We start from the raw sequence: 22,074 nt of genomic DNA on the forward strand, positions 1-22,074 counted from the left end.
CATGGCATTAAGTCAGGATATTCTCGCCGAACTGGCGGAGATTGCCCCCGGTTCCCCACTGGAACAGGCGCGACAGACCCGGGATGCGGCAACGCGTCACGCTCAGGGGAGCTACGAAACGTTATTCAGTCAGCAGGACGCCGACTTCGCGCTGGACGAGCGCTTTGCCGTGGCGGCAAAAGTGGCAAAATGGCACAACGCCGACGCGCTGGCAGCCCATTACGCCGGGTTTGGGCTGGCGGATCCCACATCGGTGCGCCTGACGCCCGCCCTGACCTTTGCTCGTCTGCTCACCTTCTCGCCAGTCCAGGCGACGCCGGGGGCGATCAACGCCCTGACCCTGGCAGGCTGGAGCAAAGAAGGGATAGTCACCCTGGCGCAGCTGATCGCCTTTGTCAGCTTCCAGAGCCGCCTGATCGTAGGGTTACGTCTGCTCAATGACAAACCGGTGGTGGCAAGCGACGTCCCCGTGGTGGCGGGCCACTGGCACACCGTGCCGCTGACGAAAAACGGCAAAGCGGCGCCGGTGCAATTCACCCAGCAGGAGCTGGGCTGGGAGCCGTGGCTGGCGCCAAAACCGCTGACGGAATTTAGCGCCGAGGAGCAGGCGATCCTCGAGAAATTCGGCCATACCGATTCCGACTATTTCCGCCTGCTGGGGCGCAATCTGCCGGTGCTGGAGCAGCGTACGCTCACGGATAAAGGGATTTTCTATACGCCAGGCGGGCTGTCACGCGCCGAGCGGGAGCTGGCCGCCGCGGTCACCAGCAAGATCAACGGCTGCATTTACTGCGCCTCTGTCCATGCGCGTAAAGCCAGCCAGCTTTCTAAGGATAATGATGCGGTGGAAACGCTGCTGGCGGTGCAACCCGGGGAGTCGCTGAGCGCCGGACAAACGCCGCGCTGGCAGGCAGGCATTGATTTTGCGGCCGCTCTCTCGGTGACGCCGCCTGCGGTAACGCCTGGGCATCTCGCCGGTCTGGAACGCGAGGGGCTGGATACCCTGGCCCAGCTGGACCTGGTGCAGTCCGCAGCGTTCTTTGCCTGGGCTAACCGCCTGATGTTAACCCTGGGGGAGCCGTCGCTTCCGTGAGGGGGTTTATGCCGGGTGGCGCTGCGCTTACCCGGCCTACGCGACGGATCATGTTGTGCTCGCATTTTTGCCGGGTTGCGCTGCGCTTACCCGGCCTACGCAATGGATTGTGTTGTGCCCGCATTCTTGCCGGGTGGCGCTACGCTTACCCGGCCTACCAAACCCGTAGGCCCGTGCAAGCGCAGCGCCGCCGGGCAATTAGCGTGCTCGGGCTAATCTCTGCGCACCATCATCATTGCTACGGGCTTTCAAATACCCGTAAATCAACAGCGACGACATTGCCAGGAACGACAGCAGCGCCGCCGGTAACGTAACGTAACTCCAGCTGAAGCCGAGGGTAATCATCATCCCGCCAAAGTACGCCCCAATGGCGCTACCGAGGTTAAACGCCACCTGCCCACCGGCCGCGCCAAGCATCTCCCCGCCTTTAGCATTTTGCAGCAGCAGGATCTGCAGCGGTGCCGACAGCGCGAACAGCCCGGCGCAGCAGATAAAGCCCATCCCCAGCGAGGCCGCAGGCATATCGCCAAAAGCAAACAGCAGCAGCAGCGACAGCACAATCACCAGGTCGGTCATCGCCGCAATCCGCAGCGGGCTGTAGCGACCGGACAGCTTGCCGCTGAACAGGTTGCCCAGCACCATGCCAAGGCCCATCAGCATCATGATCGCGGTCATCATCCCTTCGGAAAAGCCGGACACGTTGAGCATAAACGGCTTCACAAAGCTGAACCACGCAAAGACCCCCGCGTTACCGAACATGGTGGCGGCAAAGATGAACCAGGGCTCCGGCTTTTTCAGAAAGTGAAACTGTTCACGCAGGCGGGTCTGCGATTTGTCGAACGTCTGCGGCACCCACAGGACGACAGAGAGCAGCACCAGCAGGTTAAACGCAGCGATCAGTGAGAAGGTATAGCGCCAGCTGAACTGGTGTCCAAGCCAGGTGCCCAGCGGCACGCCCGCCAGATTGGCCACCGTCATCCCGGCGATCATCCCCGCCACCGCCAGGGTCACTTTGCCCGGCGGCACAATGCGGGAAAGGATAATGGTGCCGACACCGAAGAACGCGCCGTGCGGAAAGCCAGAGACCAGCCGTCCAATCGCCAGCATGGTGTACGAAGTTGAGAAAGTGAAAATCGCATTGCCGATAAGACAGAGCGTCACCAGGAACAGCAGAATGGTTTTCAGCGAGAACTTGCTGGAAAAGATCGCAATAATCGGCGCGCCAATCACCACCCCAAAAGCGTAAAACGAAATCATATTTCCGGCCGAAGGAATGGAGATCCCCACGTCCCGCGCCAGCTCGGTGAGTACGCCCATAATGCCAAACTCGGCCATCCCCAGACCGAAGGTACCCAGTGCTAACGAAAAGACCGTCTTTTTCATACCACAACCACTTGTTAAAAAATTGCGACAGCCATTATTGAACAATCTTGTATGGTGAGCCAGTTCAAATCACCTCCCTGGCAGCTTCATCCATTATTTCGGGTGGGGTGTGAATATTTTCCACCACTCCGCCCAGCCCTGATTACACTTCAAAGTGTTATGTCACACCGTCCCGGCAGAATCCCTGAAAGGAACGCATCATGGCAGATAAAAAGAAGAGCAAAACCGTTGCGACGACCACGCCTCCCGCCCCTCTTAAACGCACGGAGTATGAAAAAGAGCTGCATCGCCTGCATGTGGAGCTGGTTAAGCTTCAGCGGTGGGTGGTCAGTAAAGGCCTGAAGGTCTGTATCGTTTTTGAAGGTCGCGACGGCGCGGGCAAAGGCGGCACGATTAAGGCCCTGACCGAACGCGTCAGCCCGCGCGTATTCCGGGTGGTGGCGCTGCCGGCCCCAACCGAAAAAGAGAAAAGCCAGCTCTATTTCCAGCGCTACGTGCCGCACCTGCCTTCAGCAGGAGAAATCGTCATTTTCGACCGCAGCTGGTACAACCGCGCGGGCGTGGAACGCGTAATGGGTTTCTGTACCGAAGAGCAGGTTGAAAAGTTCCTCGACGGAGCCCCTATCATCGAACGGGCGATGGTCGATGCGGGCATTATTCTGATCAAATACTGGCTGGAAGTGACGCCGAAAGAGCAGGAGCGCCGCCTGCGCGACCGCATCAATGACGGGCGCAAAACCTGGAAGCTCTCCCCGATGGATATCAAATCCTTCACGAAGTGGGATGAGTACACCGAAGCGCGGGATGCCATGTTCGCTGCCACCGATACCGCCTGGGCCCCGTGGTTTGTCGCCCGCTCGGAAGATAAAAAGCGCGTGCGGCTGAATATTATCTCGCACCTGCTGTCGCAAATTCCCTATAAAGACCTACCGGAAGAAGAGGTTAAATTACCGAAACGCAAAATCGGCAAAATTAAACCAACGGCTTATCCGTTCCGTTATATTAAAGAGAAGTTCTGAATATACCCCTCCCGATAAATTGTCGGGAGGATTATTCATGTTTATTATTCAGATTTTCATAGCGTTGCATTTACCTGTACGCCGCCTCGCATTTTTTCAATTACCAGGCGGAACAGTATTGTTTTTAATTGTTGGTGATTGATAATGACTGCACCAACAGAGGAGACAATGACAATGAAAGTGGATGCCCCGCAAAAAACCGCCGTTAAAGAGCACTTAACCGGCGTCACGCCGCGCCCGGTATTAACGCCGGAGGAACGAATCGAACAACGGAAACGCGATAAGGAGTTCATGCGAGCTATGAATGAGTTTGTCGCGAAAGCAGGGTTGCTATCTGACGATCCTTTTTTCGGAGGGATCTAATGTGCTTCCAGTTTGACGTTTACCGTAATCCTTCGGCCAGAACCAGTGAATTACACCCTTATCTGATGGTGATTCAGCATGATTATTACGATGACCTGTCAACCCGTTTAATTCTGCCATTAAGTTACAGGAATAATCTTTCAGGACATATTAATCCGGCTTCTGCCGTCATTAATATCGATTTCCTGACGCTATTCATGAATACGCCTGGTATTACCAGCGTTGAGAAAAAGAAACTTACCAGTAAATATTATGTGACTAACATGCAGAGTGCGAGAACCCGGGTTGTTGCTGCCATTGATGCCTTAATCACCAACACCTGACCTCCCATAAAACCCGCTCCGAACCACAGCCCGGAGCGGGGGAACCTGACCCGTAGGGCCGCGCAAGCGCAGCGCCGCCGGGCACAACAGGCGATGGGATTACTTCATTCCTTCACGACTCTCTTTCTGCGCTTCCATACGCTCTACGTCCCGGTACCAGCGGGGATGGTGCTTCTGCGCCCAGCGGCGGCTCACCTTCCCTTCGATCATCCCTTTAATCGAGCCCTTAACCCAGAAAGCCATATACATATGAATAAGAATGGCGTGGATCAAGATAATGGCCGACGTGGCGTGGATCAGCAGGCTGTAGCGCACCACCTGCATCGGGAAATACTGCGCAAAGTACGGACGCCAGATAATCACCCCGGTCACCAGCAGCACAAAGATCATGCTCATGATGGTCCAGAACATCATCTTCTGCCCGGCGTTGTATTTACCGACTCTGGCGACTTTATGCTCGTTGCCCTTCAGCACTTCAACAATGCCCTTCACCCAGGGAATATCCTGTTTATCAGGAATGTTGTGATGCACAAAACGCACAAACATAAACATCAGCGCCACGAAGATCAGCACGCCAAAGAACGGATGCAGAATACGTCCCATCTGCGGGGTGCCGAAAGTCTCCGTCAGCCACTGCAGGGTCGGGAAAAAGAACGAAATCCCCGACAGCGACACCAGGAAGAAGCAGATCACCACCGTCCAGTGACAGGCGCGGTCGATAAACTTCGTGCGCACAATCATCTTCGACTTACTCATGGTGCTCCTCCTCATCGTCATCCACCTCTTTGTTCGGCCCAATCCCAATGTAGTGATAAATAAGCCCGGCAAAGGTGGCGATAAAGCCCGCCGCCGAGAGCGGTTTCAGTGCCCCTTTCCACAGATTGATGGAGGTATCGATCGCCGGATCCTTCGGCAAATTGTGATACAGCTCCGGCTGGTCGAGATGGTGCAGGACATACATCACGTGCGTCCCCCCCACGCCCTGCGGGTTATAAACCCCCGCACTGGCATAGCCGCGCGCTTTCAGCTTGTCGACGCGCTGCTGCGCCACTTCCAGCATCTCTTTCTTGGTACCGAAGTGAATGGCACCGGTCGGACAGGTTTTCACGCAGGCCGGCTCCTGACCGACGCTGACGCGATCCACGCACAGAGTGCATTTGTAAACCCGGTTATCCTCTTTGCTGAGGCGCGGCACGTTGAACGGACACCCGGCGATGCAGTACCCGCAGCCGATGCAGTTATCCTGCTGGAAATCGACGATGCCGTTGGCGTACTGAATGATCGCCCCGGCGGACGGACAGGCTTTCAGACAGCCCGGGTCCTCGCAGTGCATACAGCCATCTTTGCGGATCAGCCACTCCAGCTTGCCGTTCTGCTCGGTTTCGCTAAAACGCATCACCGTCCAGGATTTGGCGCTCAGATCGGCCGGGTTATCGTAAACCCCGACGCAATGCCCCACCTCGTCGCGGATATCATTCCACTCGGAACAGGCCACCTGGCAGGCTTTACAGCCCACGCAGGAGGAGACATCGATAAGCTTTGCCACTTCCGCTTTGTAATCCCGCGCACGAGGCGCGGGGGTAAAGCCGTTGGTGGCGGAGCGTTTGATGACGTCTTGTGTTTCCATCGACATGTTTTCGCTCCTCAGGCTTTCTCGATGTTGACCAGGAACGCCTTGTACTCCGGCGTTTGCGAGTTGGAATCCCCGACTGCAGGCGTCAGGGTGTTGGCGATATAGCCCTTCTGCGCCACCCCTTCAAAGCCCCAGTGCAGCGGAATACCGACGGTTTCCACCTGCTGGCCGTGAACGTTCAGGGCCTGCAGACGACGGGTCACCACCGCCACGGCGCGAATAAATCCACGCTGGCTGCTGACCTTAACGCGATCGCCGTTGGCAATGCCTTTGGCCTGCGCCAGGGTTTCGCTTATCTCCACAAACTGCTCCGGCTGGGCGATGGAGTTCAGTCGCGCATGCTTGGTCCAGGTGTGGAAATGCTCGGTCAGGCGATAGGTGGTGCCGACGTACGGGAATTTATCTTTCTTACCCATGCGCACAGCGTCTTCCTGGTACACACGTACTACCGGACTTGAGACTACGTTCGGGTGCAGCGGGTTAGTCCCGAGCGGCGTTTCCATCGGCTCGTAGTGTTCCGGGAACGGCCCTTCCGCCAGCTTGTCGATGGCGAACAGACGTCCCAGCCCTTCCGGCTGCATGATAAACGGCCCGGTGTTGCTGCCCGGCGCGGCGGTGTTGTAGTCCGGAATATCGTTCCCGGTCCACTTGCTGCCGTTCCACTGGATCAGCATCCGTTTCGGATCCCACGGCTTACCGTTGACGTCCGCCGAGGCGCGGTTGTAAAGCACGCGACGGTTCAGCGGCCACGCCCAGGCCCAGCCCAACGTATTGCCCAGCCCTGACGGGTCGGCATTGTCGCGGTTAGCCATCTGGTTGCCCTGTTCGGTCCAGCTCCCGGTGTAGATCCAGCACGACGACGCGGTAGTACCGTCATCACGCAGATGGGCAAAGCTGCTCAGCAGTTGGCCTTTCTTCGCAATCAGCACACCGTTGGCATCAAAGAGATCGGCCAGCGCACAGCCGTTGTTCTCTTTTGCCACCTCTTCGGACTCCGGGTGATCCGGCTGTTTGTAGTGCCAGTTCATGCGCAGCAGCGGCTCGACGCCTTTGCCGCCTTCGGTGCGGTACATCTCCCGCAGGCGATGGTAAATCCCGGCGAGGATTTCGCCGTCGTTGCGCGCTTCACCCGGCGCGTCCTGCCCCTTCCAGTGCCACTGCAGCCAGCGGCCGGAGTTGGCGATGGAGCCGTCCTCTTCCGCGAAACAGGTCGACGGCAGACGGAACACTTCGGTCTGAATCGAGGCGGGATCCACGTCGTTCATCTCGCCGTGGTTCTGCCAGAAGGTTGAGGTTTCGGTCACCAGCGGGTCGATCACCACCATGTATTTGAGCTTGCTCAGGCTGGCGACAATCTTGTTCTTATCCGGGAATGACGCCACCGGGTTAAAGCCCTGGCAGATGTAGCCCGTCACCTTGCCCTTCGCCATCATGTTGAAATACTTGATGACGTCGTAAGACTGATCCCATTTCGGCAGCCAGTTAAAGCCCCAGTCGTTCTCCTTCTGCGCCGCGTCGCCATAGAAGGATTTCATCAGGCTGACGAAGAACTTCGGATAGTTGCTCCAGTAGTTCACCTGGTCCGGCAGCGTCGCTTTCGGCGTACTGGCCGTCAGGTAGCTCTGCAGATCGGTCTGTTTCTCCGACGGCAGGGTCAGATAGCCCGGCAGGCTGGTCGACAGCAGCCCCAGATCGGTTAACCCCTGAATGTTGGAGTGACCGCGCAGGGCGTTCACCCCGCCACCGGCCATGCCCATGTTGCCGAGCAGAAGCTGGATCATCGCCATGGTGCGGATGTTCTGCGCACCCACGGTGTGTTGCGTCCAGCCCAGCGCATAGAGGAACGTGGTGGTTCTGTCCGCGACACTGGTGGAGGCCAGCACTTCGCACACTTTCAGGAAGTCGGCTTTTGGTGTCCCACAGATGTTCTCCACCACCTCTGGCGTATAGCGGGAGACGTGCTTTTTCAGCAGATTCCACACGCAGCGCGGGTCGGTCAGGGTTTCATCGCGTTTCGCGTAACCGTTCTCATCGAACTGATAGTTCCAGGTGGACTTATCGTACTGGCCTTTTTCGGCGTCATAGCCGCTGAACAGCCCGTCATCAAAGGCAAAGTCTTCCCGCACCAGCAGGTTAGCGTTGGTGTAGTGCTTAACGTACTCGGCGTTAATTTTATTGTTTTCAATCAGGTACAGCAGCACGCCGGAGAGGAACGTAATGTCCGTACCGGAGCGTATCGGCGCATAGATGTCTGCCACCGACGCCGTGCGCGTAAAGCGCGGATCGACGACGATCAGCGTCGCATCGTTGTTGTTTTTCGCTTCCATCGCCCAGCGGAATCCCACCGGATGGGCTTCAGCGGCGTTACCACCCATCACCACCACGACGTTAGCGTTTTTGATATCAACCCAGTGGTTGGTCATCGCACCGCGACCAAATGTTGGAGCAAGACTTGCTACCGTTGGTCCGTGTCAGACGCGCGCCTGGTTGTCTACTGCCAGCATGCCGAGTGAGCGCACAAATTTTTGCGTCAGCATGCCGGTTTCATTACTTGCCGCAGAGGCGCACAGCATCCCGGTTGAGAGCCAGCGGTTCACCGTCACGCCCTGCTCGTTGGTCTCGACGAAGTTGGCGTCGCGGTCGGCTTTCATCAGCTTCGCGATGCGCGTAAAGGCCTCATCCCAGGAGAGCCGCTGCCATTTGTCGGAGCCCGGCGCGCGGTATTCCGGGTAACGCAGACGGTTATCGCTGTGGACATAATCCAGCAGGCCGGCCCCTTTCGGGCATAATGCCCCGCGGCTGACCGGATGATCGGCGTCGCCTTCAATATGGTAAATCGACTCTTTAGCGTTCTTCGCGCCATCACCCAGGCTATACATCAATAGCCCGCATCCCACGGAGCAGTATGTGCAGGTGTTACGGATCTCTTTGGCACGCAGCAACTTATAGTTGCGCGCCTGAGCCAGCGCCATTTTGGGGGCAAACCCCAGAGCAGCGACTGTTGTTCCGGCCATACCGCCCGCGCAGATTTTAAAAAACTGTCTGCGACTGACGTCCATCGTTGTCCTCGTTAGAAATTGAGAAGTCCGGCGGAAAACTAACAGCAAAGCCCCTGTTTTTTTTGCGGCAAATCAATATCGCCGATCTTCGCCCTCTTAATAGTCAGCGCTGGCGGCTTTTACTAACGCTAAAGGGTTACTGCAGCGCAGATTAATTCGCGGAAGGTACTGAAACAGTGCTATAAATTTGCCCCTGAAATGTTTAGCCAGTGGAAAGATGATGGACAGAAAAAGAGCCACCCTGATCGGTCTGGCCGCGATTGTGCTCTGGAGCACGATGGTGGGTCTGATCAGAGGTGTCAGCGAGGGGTTGGGCCCGGTCGGGGGCGCAGCGGCAATCTATACGCTCAGCGGATTACTCTGTCTGGTGACGGTGGGCTTCCCCAACCTGCGCCGTTTCTCGCCCCGCTACCTGATTGCCGGCAGCGCGCTGTTTGTCAGCTACGAGATCTGCCTCGCCCTGTCGTTAGGCTATGCTGCCACCCGCCACCAGGCGATTGAAGTGGGAATGGTAAATTATCTCTGGCCTAGCCTGACCATCGTGTCTGCCATTTTATTCAACGGCCAGAAATCGACCCTGTGGGTGATCCCGGGTCTGATTATCGCCCTGCTGGGCGTCAGCTGGGTTTTGGGCGGCGAAAACGGGCTCGACCCGGCGGATATTGCCCGCAACCTTGTCTCTAACCCGCTGAGTTACGGCCTCGCCTTTGCGGGGGCCTTTATCTGGGCGGCCTACTGCACCGTTACCAGCAAATACGCCAACGGCCAGAACGGGATCACGCTGTTTGTGCTGCTGACGGCGCTAACCCTGTGGCTGAAATACGCCTTCAGCGATCAGCCCGCGATGGTGTTTAGCGTGCCGGTGGTGATCAAACTCCTGATGTGCGGCGTGGCGCTGGGGTTTGGTTATGCGTCGTGGAATATTGGTATTTTACACGGCAACGTGACGCTGCTGGCGGCGGCGTCCTATTTTACCCCGGTGCTGTCGGCAGCGCTGGCGGCCGTGCTGCTCAACGCCCCGCTGTCGTTGAGTTTCTGGCAGGGTGCGATGCTGGTGTGTGCGGGGTCGCTGTTGTGCTGGTATGCGACCAGGTCGCGGGTGGGTTGACGTTTCTGCGGCCTGCAACGCCGGGCGGCGCATGCGCTTGCCCGGCCTACAGGTTTCGTAGTTTCGTAGGCCGGGTAAGGCGAAGCCGCCACCCGGCGTTTTACCCCGGCATTCCCGGTCACAGATAATGGTCCCTCTTTCGTAGGCCGGGTAAGGCGTAGCCGCCACCCGGCAAGGGGGCAACGCCGGGCGGCGCATACGCTTGCCCGGCCTACATTACGGTGTATCTATTCCTGCTCCGCCGCCCGCCTCAACCAGCTCTGCAACAACTTCCCGTCCTGGGTCATCTCCCCGTCCTGGCGCACGCACAGGTAATAATCCCGGCCATCATCAATCGGCATATCGAAAATCTTCACTAGTTCGCCGCTCTCCAGATATGGAGCGATCAGCGGCTCGCGCATCAGGGCGCAGCCCAGCCCTGCCTGAACCCCCGCCAGGGTTAAAAGCCCATCCTCGAACATCGGGCCGCTGCGGCGCGGCGGGCGTTTTACCCCCTGCTGAACAAACCACTGCTGCCAGGTCACACGCTCCTCATCGTGCAGCAGTGGCATCTGCAACAGTTGTTCCGGGGTGTCGATATGGCCATGCAGGCGCAAAAACGCCCGGCTACAGACCGGCACCATCTGCCCGGAGATCAGCTTTTCGCTCTGGTATCCCGCCCACTGACCGTTGCCAAAGCGGATGGACATGTCCGAGGCGTCGCTCAGATAGTTGCGATGATTGGCGTAAACCACATTAATCTCGGTCTGCGGGTTAGCGCGCATAAAGGCAGGCAGACGCGGGATAAACCACCCCATCCCAAACAGCGGGATCAGGCTGATAGTGACCTGGCGGGTCTGTACCTGCTCCACCAGATGCTCTGTGGCCTGGCGCAGCACGTTAAACGCCGCGCGGATCGAGCGGTAATAGTCCCGGCCCTGCTGGCTGAGGATCAGCCTGCGCCCCTGCCGCTCGGTCAGCGGCATCTGTAAGTACCCTTCCAGCACCTTCAGCTGATGGCTCACCGCCGACGGCGATATCGCCAGCTCCTGCGCCGCAAGCGTCACGCTACCCAGCCGGGCAATCGCCTCGAAAGCCCGTACCGCCCGCAGGGGTGGATCGTTCGCCAGTCGGCTCTCGGCAAAGGCCGGTAAACCCATTGATTGTTCTGTTTTATTCATATGTTGATCTGTTGTGGATAATCAGGTGAATCAGCCATTTATCATCATCTTTAAAATCAATCAGATAAAGCAAGCTCCAGATGTCATAAGAAAGAATATATGCGTATTTCACAATTTAATTCAATTAATAGATGTTATCCGCTGAAAAGAGCAATTTGTCGGGTAATAACGTTGGACACACTCATACAACAACTGATCAACGGCGTGATGCTGGGCAGCATCTACGCGCTGATCGCGCTGGGCTATACCATGGTGTATGGCATCTTGCGCATTATTAACTTCGCCCATGGCGATATTTTGATGGTCGGCGCGCTGACCACCCTGTCGGGGCTGAACGTGCTCAACAGCCATTTCCCGGCCATGCCTCAACTGCTGCAGCTCGGCTTTGCGCTGCTGATCGCCATGGCGGTCTGCGCCCTGCTGGCGATGGCCGTTGAACGCTTTGCCTATCGTCGCCTGCGCAACGCGCCGCGACTGGCGCCGCTGATCTCCGGGATTGGGGTGTCGGTGCTGCTGCAAACCGTGGCGATGGTGATCTGGACGCGTAACCCGCTGATGTTCCCGCAGATCCTGCCGATGGACCCGATTGCCGTCACCGCGGGCAGCGAGGCGCATCCGCCCGCCATCATTACCGTTACCGGCATCGTCACCGTGGCGCTGGCCCTGATCGTCATGACCGCGCTCTGGCTGCTCGTGGAGTACACCCGCCTCGGACGCGGCATGCGCGCGGTGGCCGAAAACCCGCGCGTCGCCACCCTGATGGGCGTCAATCCGAACGCCATCATCACGCTCACCTTCGCCATCGGCGGCATTTTTGCCGCGCTCGCCGGGGTGATGATGGCCAGCAACTACGGCAACGCCAGCTTCTCGATGGGCTTCCTGCCCGGCATTAAAGCCTTTACCGCGGCGGTGCTCGGCGGCATCGGCAATATTCGCGGGGCGATGATTGGCGGGATCCTGCTCGGTATTATCGAGGCGCTGGGCGCCGGATATCTCGGCGAACTGACTCATGGCGTGTTCGGAAGTAATTACCAGGACGTCTTCGCCTTTATCGTGCTGATTCTGGTACTGGTCTTCCGTCCGGCGGGCCTGCTGGGCGAGCGCGTGGCGCACAGGGCATAAGGGAAAATCATGATTGCTATTGAAATCAAAACGCCTGCGGCCAGCCGTAAATTCTGGTCCGGCATGACGCTGTTCGTGCTTGCCCTGCTGCTTGCGCCGGTTGTCGCCACCCAGCTCGGCGGCAACTACTGGGTGCGGGTGATCGACTTCGCCCTGCTCTACATCATGCTGGCGCTGGGGCTGAATATCGTGGTGGGCTACACCGGCCTGCTGGATATGGGCTTTATCGCCTTTTACGCCGTCGGTGCCTATCTGGCGGCGCTGCTGGCCTCGCCGCATCTGGCGGAGGTGTTCCCGATCCTCAACGTCTGGTTCCCGGATGGGCTGCATACCTCGTATCTGCTGATTATCCCCATCGCGGCGCTGGTCGCGGCGGTGTGCGGCATACTGCTCGGTGCGCCGACGCTGAAGCTGCGCGGCGATTACCTGGCAATCGTGACCCTCGGCTTCGGGGAGATCATCCGCATTCTGATGCGTAACCTCGACCGCCCGGTGAACATCACCAACGGCGCGAAAGGCATTACCGGCGTCGATACCCTGAACCTGTTCGGCCTCAAGTTCAGCGGGGTTTACCACTGGTTCGGCTTCAAGGTGCCCGCCCTGTGGCTGTGGTACTACCTGCTGATGCTGGTGATTGTGGGGATTATTTTCGTCTGCCTGCGCCTGCAGCACTCCCGCATTGGCCGGGCCTGGCACGCCATCCGCGAAGATGAAGACGTCGCCCGGGCGATGGGCATCAACGTGCGCAACTTTAAGCTGCTGGCCTTTGCCATGGGCGCCTCCTTTGGTGGCGTGGCGGGCGCGCTGTTCGGTGCGTTCCAGGGCTTTGTCTCCCCGGAGTCCTTCACCCTGCAGGAGTCCATCGCGGTGCTGGCGATGGTGGTATTGGGCGGGATGGGCCATATCCCCGGCGTGATCCTCGGCGCGGTGCTGCTGACTGCCCTGCCGGAACTGCTGCGCAGCCAGGCGGCCCCGGTTCAGCAGGCGCTGTTTGGTTCGGTGCTGATTGACCCGGAGATCCTCCGCCAGCTGTTCTACGGCCTGGCGCTGGTGCTGGTGATGCTGGTTCGCCCGTCGGGCATCTGGCCGGTCCGTCATAAGGAGATGAAAGCATGAGCCTGTTAACCGTGCGCAACATGTCCAAACGTTTTGGCGGCCTGACCGCCGTGGACAACGTCTCGCTCTCCATTAATAAGGGTGAGATCTACGGCCTGATCGGCCCCAACGGCGCGGGCAAAACCACCTGCTTCAACCTGATCACCGGCCTCTACCCGGCGGACAGTGGGGAGTTTGCCATTGCCGATAAAGCCTATTTCCCGACGCAGATCGAGAAAGTGACCGCCGCAGGGATAGCCCGCACCTTCCAGAACGTGCGTCTGTTTAACGAGATGTCGGTACTGGAGAACGTGATGGTCGGTCGCCACGTCCGCACCCGCAACGGGCTGTGGGCGGCGCTGAGTCGGCACAAGCGCGCCCGGGAAGAAGAGGCGCAGACGCTTGAGCAGGCCTGGCACTGGCTGGAGTACACCGGCATCGCAAAGTTTGCCCACTACCGCGCCTGCGATCTGGCTTACGGCCATCAGCGTCGGCTGGAGATCGCCCGGGCCCTGGCCACCGATCCGCTTTTGCTGGCGCTGGATGAACCCGCCGCCGGGATGAACGCTGCAGAAAAAGTCGCCCTGGGGGAGCTGCTGACCCGCATTCGTGACGACGGGAAAACGCTGCTGATGATTGAACACGACGTCAAGCTGGTGATGGGCATTTGCGATCGACTGACGGTACTGGATTACGGCAAAACCCTGGCCAGCGGCACGCCGGACAGCGTGCGCCGCGACCCGGCGGTGATCGCCGCCTGGCTTGGAGGCAATGCCCATGTCTGAATTACTGAAAGTGGAACGTCTGGACGTGCATTACGGCGGCATCCAGGCGGTGCGGGACGTCTCCTTTACCCTGCGCGAAGGCGAACAGGCCACGCTGATTGGCGCGAACGGCGCGGGCAAAAGCTCCACCGTGCGGGCCATCACCGGGCTGGAGCGTTTTGGCGGCAACATCGAATTTAACGGCCAGCCGGTACGCAAGCAGAAAGCCGAAGCGCTGCTGCGCGACGGGCTGGTGATGGTCCCGGAAGGACGCGGCATCTTCGCCCGCATGACGGTACTGGAAAACCTGCAGATGGGGGCCTGGCTCCGGCGTGACACTGTCACGGTGAAGCAGGAGATGGCCGAGATTTTCGAACGCTTCCCGCGCCTGGGCGAACGCCAGCACCAGCTGGCCGGGCTGCTCTCCGGCGGGGAGCAACAGCTCTTAGCCCTTAACCGCGCCCTGCTCAGCCGCCCGCGCCTGCTGATCCTCGACGAACCCTCGATGGGTCTCGCGCCCAAAATGGTCGAGAACATATTTGCCGTCATTGCCGGGCTGCGCGAGCGCGGCGTGGCCCTGTTGCTGATCGAGCAAAACGCCCGGCTGGCACTGGAGGTGACCGACCAGGCCTGGGTAATGGACAGCGGCAGCATCGTCCATCACGGCGCGTCAAAGGCGATGCTCGACGACGACCAGATTGCACAGATTTATTTGGGCGAAATGCCCGCTTAACACACCAACCAATATCAGGGAAAAACAATGAAAAGCATAAAAATCAGTGCGCTCAGCGCCGCCATTCTGCTCAGCGGGTTTGCTTCAACCGGCACCTGGGCCGCCGACAGCGAAACCGTGGTGATCGGCCTGGCGGGCCCGCTGACCGGCCCGTCTGCCCGTATCGGTAAAGATCTGGAGAACGGTGCGCAGCTGGCGATTGACGACATCAACAAGCAGCACCCGACCATCGGCGGCAAAGCGGTGACCTTCAAGCTGCAGTCGGAGGATGACCAGTCGGATCCGCGCACCGCAGTGGCCGTGGCGCAGCGCCTGGTGGACAGCGGCGTGGCGGGCGTGGTCGGTCACTGGAACACCGGGACCAGCATTCCGGCGGCGCGTGTCTATCACGATGCCGGTATCGCCCAGGTCGCGCCGGTCGCCACCGGTCATGCCTATACAAAACAGGGCTTCGACACCAGTTTCCGCGTGATGGGCCACGACGATGATGGCGGCCAGTTTGCCGGGCAGTACGCCATCAACACCCTGAAAGCGAAACGCATCGCGGTGATCGACGACCGTACCGCCTTTGGTCAGGGTCTGGCCGACGAGTTTATTAAATCGCTGGAAGCGCAGGGCGTGAAGATTGTCGACCGTCAGTACGTTGACGACAAGACCGTCGATTTTAGCGCCGTATTGACCGCCATTCGCAGCAAAAACGCCGACCTCATCTTCTTCGGCGGCGTGGACAGCCAGGCAGCACCGCTGGCGCGTCGTATCAAGCAGCTGGGCATGAACACCACCCTGATGGGCGCAGGCGGCTTTGTCAGCCAGACCTTCCTCCAGCTGGCGCAGAAAGAGGGTGAAGGCGTTGTCGCGCTGGAGCCGGGCCTGCCGGTGGATCAGATGCCGGGCGGCAAAACCTTCGAGCAGGCGTATCAGTCCCGCTACCACACCCATATCGAGCTCCACGCTCCGTTCGCCTACGACGCAACCCGCGTGCTGGTGGCGGCAATGGAGAAAGCTGACTCGGTTGATCCTTCAGAGTACCTGCCTGCCCTGCGCGCCATCAGCTACTCCGGCGTTACCGGGCAGATCGCCTTTGACGCTCAGGGCAACCTGAAAGCGCCGTCGTTCACCGTCTATAAAGTGGTCGATGGAAAATGGCAGCCGCAAACCGTGCTCGGCGGCGCAAAAGCTAAATAACGCAGTGAGGCAATGTGATGAGTGATAATAATGAGCTGGGCATTCTCGCCCGCCGCAAAATTGAAGCAGAAATTATTAAGCCAATTTACGAGATTCTGGTGCGTGAGATCGGTAAGACCCGCGCCCAGGCAGTGATTGGCGAGGCCATTGAGCAGGCCGCTATTAACGCAGGGAAAGAGTTTGCCAGCAAGGAGCCGGACGGCGCGGACGTGAAGAGCTTTATCGCCCTGCAGTATCTGTGGGAGAAGGATAACGCCCTCGACGTGAAGGTGATCGACGCCGACGACCAGCAGTACAACTACAACGTCACCCGCTGTCGCTATGCTGAGATGTACCACGAGATGGGCCTCGGCGAAATCGGCCACCTGCTCTCCTGCGCCCGCGACGAGAAATTTATCGTCGGCTATGCCCCGGACGTGGAGCTAACCCGCACCACCACCATTATGCAGGGCGGCGCATGCTGCGACTTCCGCTATCGCAGCACCAGGGACAAAGCATGATCCGCGTTAACGCAGACCGTCTGTGGTCGACGCTGGAGATGATGGCGCAGATCGGTGGCACGCCCGCGGGCGGCGTCACCCGTCTGGCGTTGAGCGAGGAAGACCGCATTGCCCGCAACCTGCTGCGCGACTGGGCGCTGGAGGCCGGTTTTACCTGCGAGGTGGACAGCATGGGCAATATGTTTATCCGCCGCGCGGGTAAAAACCCGGCGCTTGCCCCGGTGATGACCGGTTCGCACGTGGACTCCCAGCCGCTCGGCGGCAACTATGATGGGATCTACGGCGTGCTGGCCGGACTGGAGCTGCTGCGCACCCTGAACGATCGTCAGGTCGAAACCGAGCGCGATATCGTGCTGGTGAACTGGACCAACGAAGAGGGCGCGCGCTTTGCTCCGGCGATGCTCGCCTCTGGCGTCTGGGCGGGTCAGCTTAGCGAAGAGTTTGCTTACGCCAGGATGGACAGCAAAAAGGTCACGGTGCGCGATGCCCTTGAGGCCATCGGCTATCGCGGCGAGCGCCCTGCCCGCGCCTTCCCGATCCACGCCTGTTATGAGCTGCATATCGAACAGGGACCGATTCTGGAAGATGAAGCCATTGATATCGGGCTGGTGCGTGCGGCGATGGGCCAGCGCTGGTTCACCATTACCCTCGACGGCTTTGCCGCGCATGCGGGCACCACGCCGATGCACAGCCGCCGCGATGCGTTGACCGCCTTTGCGGAGCTGGCGTTGAAGGTGGAAGAGATTGGCTATCAGCATACCCCTGATGGCCGGGCGACCATCGGCATGGCGAACGTGACCCCAAATTCGCGCAACGTCGTTCCGTCCCGGGTGGTGTGTAGCGTCGAGTTCCGTCATCCGCAAAGCGAGGCGCTGGAGGCGATGGAAGCAGCACTGCATCAGGCGGCGGCGGATCTCTCTGCCCGTGGCGTCAGCGCCAACGTCGAGCGCATCTTCGACTATGCGCCGATTGCATTTGACGAGGCCTGTCTTGCCCGCACGGAAAACGCCGTGGCCGCGCTGGGCTATTCCTCGAAATCGATGGTTTCCGGCGCCGGGCACGATACCTGTTACGTGAGCAAAATCGCCCCGGCCAGCATGATCTTTATCCCCTGCGTGAAAGGCATCAGCCATAACGAAGCGGAAAAAATCCTGCCGGAGTGGTCCGAGAAAGGGGCAAACGTGTTGTTGCACAGCGTGTTGAGCGCCGCGCAGGAATTGTAGGATTGAAAAAACCCGTAATCGTGACTATAGCCATGCTTACGGGTAGCTGATAAAGAACTGATAGAGGTAACTTGTGATGACTGAACGGCTGAAACGTATTCAGGGCATGGCTCAGCGTTACAACAAATTAGGTGTTGTTAAAGATGAGACGCTGGCATCCATAGATGCTGCAGTGGCTGCTCGTCATATTCCGGCAGTTCGCGAGATGACCGGTGGCGAGATTAAAGAAGTACGTACGCGCTATAACATGTCGCAGGCAGCCCTGGCCATAACGACCGGAATGTCGGTTGAAAGCGTATCGAAGTGGGAGCGAAACGAAAGTAAACCCAATAAAGCGGCGCTGCGAATTATTAATATCATTGATATCAAAGGTCCGGAAGTTTTTATGGTCTGACATGAGAGCTTAAAAAAGCCGGATGCGTTGCGCTTATCCGGCCTACGTGAAATTGTAGGCCCGGCAAGCGCAGCGCCGCCGGGCGTTTTTTACCGCTGCGACACCTTCTTCAGACTAAACCAGATCCCCACCGCCAGCACCAGCAGCATCGCCCCCGCACTGCCCAGCGCCACGCTGTGGGAGGTAATAAACGCCGTTTTCGCTGCCTCAATCACTGATTCCGCCAGAGTCGGTGGCAGATCCTGCGCGACTTTCACCGCCTCGCCAATTGAAGATGAAGCCTGCCCGGCAAGGGATGCGTCAAGCCCCTGGGGCAGTTCAATCGATGCCGAAAAACTGCGGGTCAGCAGCAGGCCGAAAATCGCAATCCCCAGCCCCGCACCCAGCTCATAGGACATGGTCTCAATCGCCCCTGCGGCGGCGGCTTTCTCTTTTGGCGCAGCGGCCATGATCGCCGAGGTGGACGCCAGCAGCGCGCTCGCCGCGCTAAACCCCAGCAGCACCATCAGGCTCCAGGCCTGCCACTGCTGGGTGCTGAAATCGAGCATCGACAGGCCCGTGAAGCTGAGCGCGCTTAACCCCATGCCGCCGGTCGCCACGATCCGCAGCCCAAGACGCCCCACCAGCACCCCGGCAATCGGCCCGCTGAAACCGCTGGCCACCATCACCGGCAGCATAAACATTCCCGCTTCAAACGGCGTGAAGCCGTGGACAAACTGCAGCTCCTGAGCCATCAGCAGTTCGAAGCCCACCAGGGCGATCATCGCCGTCATCGCCATCACCACGCCGCTTAAAATCACCCGATGGCCGAACAGCCGCATGTCGATCATCGGCGTGCGGGCGCGCAGCTGGATGCGTACAAAAGCAAACAGCATCATCCCGCCCGTTAAGAGCGTAACCGCCACCAGCCACGGCGAAAGCGCCCCTTTCAGCGCGGTTTTAGCGCTGAAGACCAGCAGCAAAATCGCCACGATCAGCATCAGGGCATGGGTGATGTTCAGCGGCTGTTCGGGCCGCCCTTCCTGCGCAGGCACAAAACGCGCCGCCAGAGAGACCACCAGCAGCACAATCGGGACGTTGATCAGAAACACCGCGCCCCAGTAGAAGTGCGCCAGCAGCATGCCGCCGATCAGCGGGCCAAAGGCCGCACCGCCCGATCCCACCGCCGCCCAGACGCCGAGAGCAATATTGCGCTGCCGTGCGTCGGCAAACAGCGTGCGGATCCCGGCGAGCGTGGCGGGAATAATCATCGCCGCACCGATGGCCAGCAGCGCCCGCGCCGCAATCAGCCACCCGGCCGTGGGCGCAAATGCCGCCGCCAGCGACGACAGCCCGAACAGGCTACTGCCCAGAATCAGCAAACGCTTAAAGCCAATCCGATCCCCAAGCGCCCCCATCGGCAGCACCATACCGGCCATCACCAGCGAGTAAATATCAATGATCCACAGCAGTTCATTGCCGCTGGCATCCAGGGTCATACTCAGCGTCGGCGCGGCGACGTGCAGCACCGTGGCGTCAATCGCGACCGGGATATAGACCAGCACGATAATCACTAACGCTAACCACTGACGAAACATAAATTTCCTTATTTTCCAAAACTGGACACATGTCCAGAACCGGATCCTACGTAAAGTTGAACGCATGTCCAGCTTTTTGTTACACTCGTTGTCCCCGGGTTGAGAGTGAAAAGAAATGAGCTATCTGAGCAAGGACGAACGGCGGGAAGAGATTTTGCAGGCCGCCATGCGCGTGGCCCTAAGCGAAGGCTTTACCGCAATGACCGTCAGACGTATCGCCGCCGAGGCAAAAGTGGCGACAGGTCAGGTCCATCACCACTTCTCCTCCGCAGGCGAACTGAAAGCCCAGGCCTTTGTGCGCCTGATCCGCACCCTGCTGGACGCCGACGTGGTGGCAGAAAACGCCAGCTGGCGTGAACGCCTGCATTCTATGCTCGGCAGCGACGACCGCAGTTTCGAGCCCTATATCCGCCTGTGGCGCGAAGCGCAGCTGTTAGCTATTCGCGACGACGAAATAAAAGGCGCCTACGTATTAACGATGGAGATGTGGCATCAGGAGGCGGTAGACATAATTCGCGCCGGGGCAGACGCAAAGGCTTTTACGCTTAACGATCGCCCGGAAAATATCGCCTGGCGCTTAATAGGTCTGGTCTGCGGCCTCGATAGTTTTTACGTGTTAAATATGCCGGAAATGGACGAGACCGCATTTAATCAGCATCTCGAAACCTTAATTACGCTTGAGCTTTATTAACCATTAATTTCATTTAACTGTTACGATTTGTAACACATTAAGCGAATCCTCTTCTCCCTTCTTTTGTCAGGGGTTCGCTTTTTTATCTATTCTTTCAGAAGACTCCCAAAACCACTCAAAAAATTCTCATCAGAATTTCAGGCATCTGCCTGAATGTATTTCTCTTTCTGCCATTTATGGAATGCAAGAGGGTAATATGTCGCAACAAACTGAGAAGAATAATCATTATCTTTTAAGTAACTGGAAACCGGAAAACGCTGCATTTTGGGAAAATAAAGGTAAGGCGATTGCGCGACGAAATTTGGTTATCTCCGTCGCCTGTTTGCTGCTGGCATTCTGCGTCTGGATGCTATTTAGCGCCGTTGCGGTGAATCTGAATAAAGTCGGATTTAATTTCACTACCGATCAGCTATTTATGTTAACCGCCCTGCCGTCACTCTCCGGGGCAATATTACGCGTTCCCTACTCCTTTATGGTGCCTATATTTGGCGGTCGCTACTGGACGGTATTAAGCACCGTTATTCTGATTATTCCCTGCGTGTGGCTGGGTATTGCGGTACAAAATACATCTACCCCCTATTCGGTATTTATCATCATCGCCCTGTTATGCGGTTTTGCCGGGGCCAACTTCGCCTCCAGCATGGGCAATATCAGCTTCTTCTTCCCCAAATCGAAACAGGGCAGCGCCCTGGGCATTAACGGCGGGCTGGGCAATCTGGGCGTCAGCGTGATGCAGATGGTCGCCCCGGTGGTGATCTTCCTGCCGATGTTTACCTTTCTCGGGGTTCACGGCGTGCCGCAGGAGGATGGCTCAAGCCTGTTCCTGGCGAACGCCGCCTGGATCTGGGCCCCGCTACTGCTGCTGGCGACCCTTGCCGCTTTTTTTGGCATGAACGATATCGCCAGCTCGAAGGCCACCATCGCCAGCCAGCTCCCGGTGCTTAAGCGTCTGCACCTGTGGCTGCTGAGCCTGCTCTATCTGGCCACCTTCGGCTCGTTTATCGGTTTTTCGGCGGGCTTTGCCATGCTGTCGAAAACTCAGTTCCCGGACGTTAAGATCCTGCACCTGGCCTTCTTCGGTCCGCTTATCGGTGCGCTGGCCCGTTCGGCGGGCGGGGTGATCTCCGACAAGCTCGGCGGGGTGCGCGTCACCCTGGTCAACTTCATCTTTATGGCGCTGTTCAGCGCCCTGCTTTTCCTCACCCTGCCGGGCACCGGTTCCGGCAGCTTTACCGCCTTCTATCTGGTGTTTATGGGGCTGTTCCTCACCGCTGGCCTCGGCAGTGGATCCACCTTCCAGATGATCGCTGTCATCTTCCGTCAAATCACCGTTTATAGAGTGAAACTCCACGGCGGCACCGACGAACAGGCGCAGAAAGAGGCGGTTACCGATACCGCCGCCGCGCTGGGCTTCATTTCGGCCATTGGCGCCGTCGGCGGGTTCTTCATTCCCAAAGCCTTCGGCACGTCGCTGGCGATGACCGGCTCGCCGGTCGGTGCGATGAAGGTCTTCCTGGTGTTCTACATCGTCTGCGTGTTCGTCACCTGGCTGGTGTATGGCCGTCGGCAGAAGCACGTCAAATCATAACGATATTCAATACTTTGTGAGCAGTGTAACCCCGGGGTGGTGCGTCGCCCCGTCAGGAGAA

At 58.6% G+C, this 22,074-nt stretch carries 21 protein-coding genes; 15 read left to right on the forward strand and 6 right to left on the reverse strand.

Translation table 11 applies throughout. The annotated features are described in order from the left end of the window. The first annotated feature begins 1 nt into the window (after position 1). Positions 2-1,093, forward strand: coding sequence for an alkylhydroperoxidase domain protein (locus ACOYA6_RS06975; protein WP_422654346.1), 1,092 nt, complete (start codon positions 2-4; stop codon positions 1,091-1,093). Between the two features lie 198 nt (positions 1,094-1,291). Here ACOYA6_RS06975 and araJ read toward each other — a convergent pair whose 3' ends face one another. Next, entirely contained in the window at positions 1,292-2,476 is a 1,185-nt protein-coding gene (gene araJ, locus ACOYA6_RS06980; RefSeq protein ID WP_422654347.1) for an MFS transporter AraJ, read from the reverse strand. A 200-nt stretch (positions 2,477-2,676) separates the two neighbouring features. On the opposite strand from araJ, the gene ppk2 reads away from it, so the two are divergent. The 3 genes from ppk2 to ACOYA6_RS06995 all read left to right on the forward strand — a co-directional run bounded on the left by ppk2 (position 2,677) and on the right by ACOYA6_RS06995 (position 4,181). Then, the gene (gene ppk2 / locus ACOYA6_RS06985; RefSeq protein ID WP_039028733.1) at positions 2,677-3,495 is read left to right on the forward strand and encodes a polyphosphate kinase 2; all 819 of its coding nucleotides are present in this window, start codon (positions 2,677-2,679) and stop codon (positions 3,493-3,495) included. A gap of 174 nt (positions 3,496-3,669) precedes the next feature. After that, the gene (locus ACOYA6_RS06990; protein WP_422654348.1) at positions 3,670-3,858 is read left to right on the forward strand and encodes a type II toxin-antitoxin system CcdA family antitoxin; all 189 of its coding nucleotides are present in this window, start codon (positions 3,670-3,672) and stop codon (positions 3,856-3,858) included. Next, the gene (locus ACOYA6_RS06995) at positions 3,858-4,181 is read left to right on the forward strand and encodes a CcdB family protein (RefSeq protein ID WP_138368981.1); all 324 of its coding nucleotides are present in this window, start codon (positions 3,858-3,860) and stop codon (positions 4,179-4,181) included. Before ACOYA6_RS06990 ends, ACOYA6_RS06995 begins: the two co-directional genes overlap by 1 nt. 99 nt (positions 4,182-4,280) lie before the next feature. Here the strand turns inward: ACOYA6_RS06995 and fdnI are convergent, their stop codons facing one another. The 3 genes from fdnI to fdnG are packed head-to-tail and all read right to left on the reverse strand — an operon-like array spanning position 4,281 to position 8,873. Next, positions 4,281-4,937, reverse strand: a complete 657-nt coding sequence (fdnI, locus tag ACOYA6_RS07000) for a formate dehydrogenase-N subunit gamma (RefSeq protein ID WP_039028730.1) — start codon at positions 4,935-4,937, stop codon at positions 4,281-4,283. Next, entirely contained in the window at positions 4,930-5,814 is an 885-nt protein-coding gene (gene fdxH / locus ACOYA6_RS07005; RefSeq protein WP_138368982.1) for a formate dehydrogenase subunit beta, read from the reverse strand. The genes fdnI and fdxH overlap by 8 nt, the downstream gene beginning before the upstream one ends. Positions 5,815-5,825: 11 nt before the next feature. Continuing rightward, complete coding sequence (gene fdnG / locus ACOYA6_RS07010) at positions 5,826-8,873, reverse strand: formate dehydrogenase-N subunit alpha (protein ID WP_422654349.1); 3,048 nt, start codon at positions 8,871-8,873, stop codon at positions 5,826-5,828. A gap of 220 nt (positions 8,874-9,093) precedes the next feature. On the opposite strand from fdnG, the gene yddG reads away from it, so the two are divergent. After that, the gene (gene yddG / locus ACOYA6_RS07015; protein WP_422654350.1) at positions 9,094-9,981 is read left to right on the forward strand and encodes an aromatic amino acid DMT transporter YddG; all 888 of its coding nucleotides are present in this window, start codon (positions 9,094-9,096) and stop codon (positions 9,979-9,981) included. A 227-nt stretch (positions 9,982-10,208) separates the two neighbouring features. Here yddG and ACOYA6_RS07020 read toward each other — a convergent pair whose 3' ends face one another. After that, positions 10,209-11,141, reverse strand: a complete 933-nt coding sequence (locus ACOYA6_RS07020) for a LysR substrate-binding domain-containing protein (protein ID WP_139565120.1) — start codon at positions 11,139-11,141, stop codon at positions 10,209-10,211. Between the two features lie 171 nt (positions 11,142-11,312). Between ACOYA6_RS07020 and ACOYA6_RS07025 the strand changes: the two genes are divergently transcribed. The 8 genes from ACOYA6_RS07025 to ACOYA6_RS07060 all read left to right on the forward strand — a co-directional run bounded on the left by ACOYA6_RS07025 (position 11,313) and on the right by ACOYA6_RS07060 (position 18,157). Next, on the forward strand, positions 11,313-12,263 hold the full coding sequence (locus tag ACOYA6_RS07025) for a branched-chain amino acid ABC transporter permease (RefSeq protein ID WP_039028724.1): 951 nt from the start codon (positions 11,313-11,315) through the stop codon (positions 12,261-12,263). A gap of 9 nt (positions 12,264-12,272) precedes the next feature. Next, the gene (locus ACOYA6_RS07030; RefSeq protein ID WP_422654351.1) at positions 12,273-13,379 is read left to right on the forward strand and encodes a branched-chain amino acid ABC transporter permease; all 1,107 of its coding nucleotides are present in this window, start codon (positions 12,273-12,275) and stop codon (positions 13,377-13,379) included. Then, a complete protein-coding gene (locus ACOYA6_RS07035; RefSeq protein WP_138368987.1) occupies positions 13,376-14,143 on the forward strand; it encodes an ABC transporter ATP-binding protein in 768 nt (255 codons plus the stop codon). The genes ACOYA6_RS07030 and ACOYA6_RS07035 overlap by 4 nt, the downstream gene beginning before the upstream one ends. Beyond that, positions 14,136-14,855: an ABC transporter ATP-binding protein gene (locus ACOYA6_RS07040; RefSeq protein ID WP_422654352.1), complete on the forward strand. Its 720-nt coding sequence runs from the start codon at positions 14,136-14,138 to the stop codon at positions 14,853-14,855. Before ACOYA6_RS07035 ends, ACOYA6_RS07040 begins: the two co-directional genes overlap by 8 nt. Positions 14,856-14,882: 27 nt before the next feature. Beyond that, positions 14,883-16,040, forward strand: a complete 1,158-nt coding sequence (locus tag ACOYA6_RS07045) for a branched-chain amino acid ABC transporter substrate-binding protein (RefSeq protein ID WP_138368989.1) — start codon at positions 14,883-14,885, stop codon at positions 16,038-16,040. Between the two features lie 17 nt (positions 16,041-16,057). Continuing rightward, positions 16,058-16,540: an L-2-amino-thiazoline-4-carboxylic acid hydrolase gene (locus tag ACOYA6_RS07050; protein ID WP_039028719.1), complete on the forward strand. Its 483-nt coding sequence runs from the start codon at positions 16,058-16,060 to the stop codon at positions 16,538-16,540. Beyond that, positions 16,537-17,763, forward strand: a complete 1,227-nt coding sequence (locus tag ACOYA6_RS07055) for a Zn-dependent hydrolase (protein WP_422654353.1) — start codon at positions 16,537-16,539, stop codon at positions 17,761-17,763. Before ACOYA6_RS07050 ends, ACOYA6_RS07055 begins: the two co-directional genes overlap by 4 nt. 76 nt (positions 17,764-17,839) lie before the next feature. Continuing rightward, positions 17,840-18,157, forward strand: a complete 318-nt coding sequence (locus ACOYA6_RS07060; protein ID WP_039028717.1) for a helix-turn-helix domain-containing protein — start codon at positions 17,840-17,842, stop codon at positions 18,155-18,157. A gap of 89 nt (positions 18,158-18,246) precedes the next feature. On the opposite strand, the gene ACOYA6_RS07065 is transcribed toward ACOYA6_RS07060, so the two are convergent. Beyond that, positions 18,247-19,734 carry an MFS transporter gene (locus tag ACOYA6_RS07065; RefSeq protein WP_039028716.1) on the reverse strand — a complete coding sequence of 496 codons (1,488 nt, stop codon included), beginning with the start codon at positions 19,732-19,734 and terminating at the stop codon, positions 18,247-18,249. A gap of 115 nt (positions 19,735-19,849) precedes the next feature. Between ACOYA6_RS07065 and ACOYA6_RS07070 the strand changes: the two genes are divergently transcribed. Together ACOYA6_RS07070 and ACOYA6_RS07075 are read left to right on the forward strand one after the other, a co-directional pair. Next, the gene (locus ACOYA6_RS07070; RefSeq protein WP_422654354.1) at positions 19,850-20,425 is read left to right on the forward strand and encodes a TetR family transcriptional regulator; all 576 of its coding nucleotides are present in this window, start codon (positions 19,850-19,852) and stop codon (positions 20,423-20,425) included. 196 nt (positions 20,426-20,621) lie between these two features. Next, positions 20,622-22,013, forward strand: coding sequence for a NarK family nitrate/nitrite MFS transporter (locus ACOYA6_RS07075; protein WP_422654355.1), 1,392 nt, complete (start codon positions 20,622-20,624; stop codon positions 22,011-22,013). Positions 22,014-22,074 lie beyond the last annotated feature (61 nt).

This window comes from Leclercia barmai (assembly GCF_049312895.1).
In the GTDB taxonomy this organism is placed as follows: Bacteria; Pseudomonadota; Gammaproteobacteria; order Enterobacterales; family Enterobacteriaceae; genus Enterobacter; species Enterobacter barmai.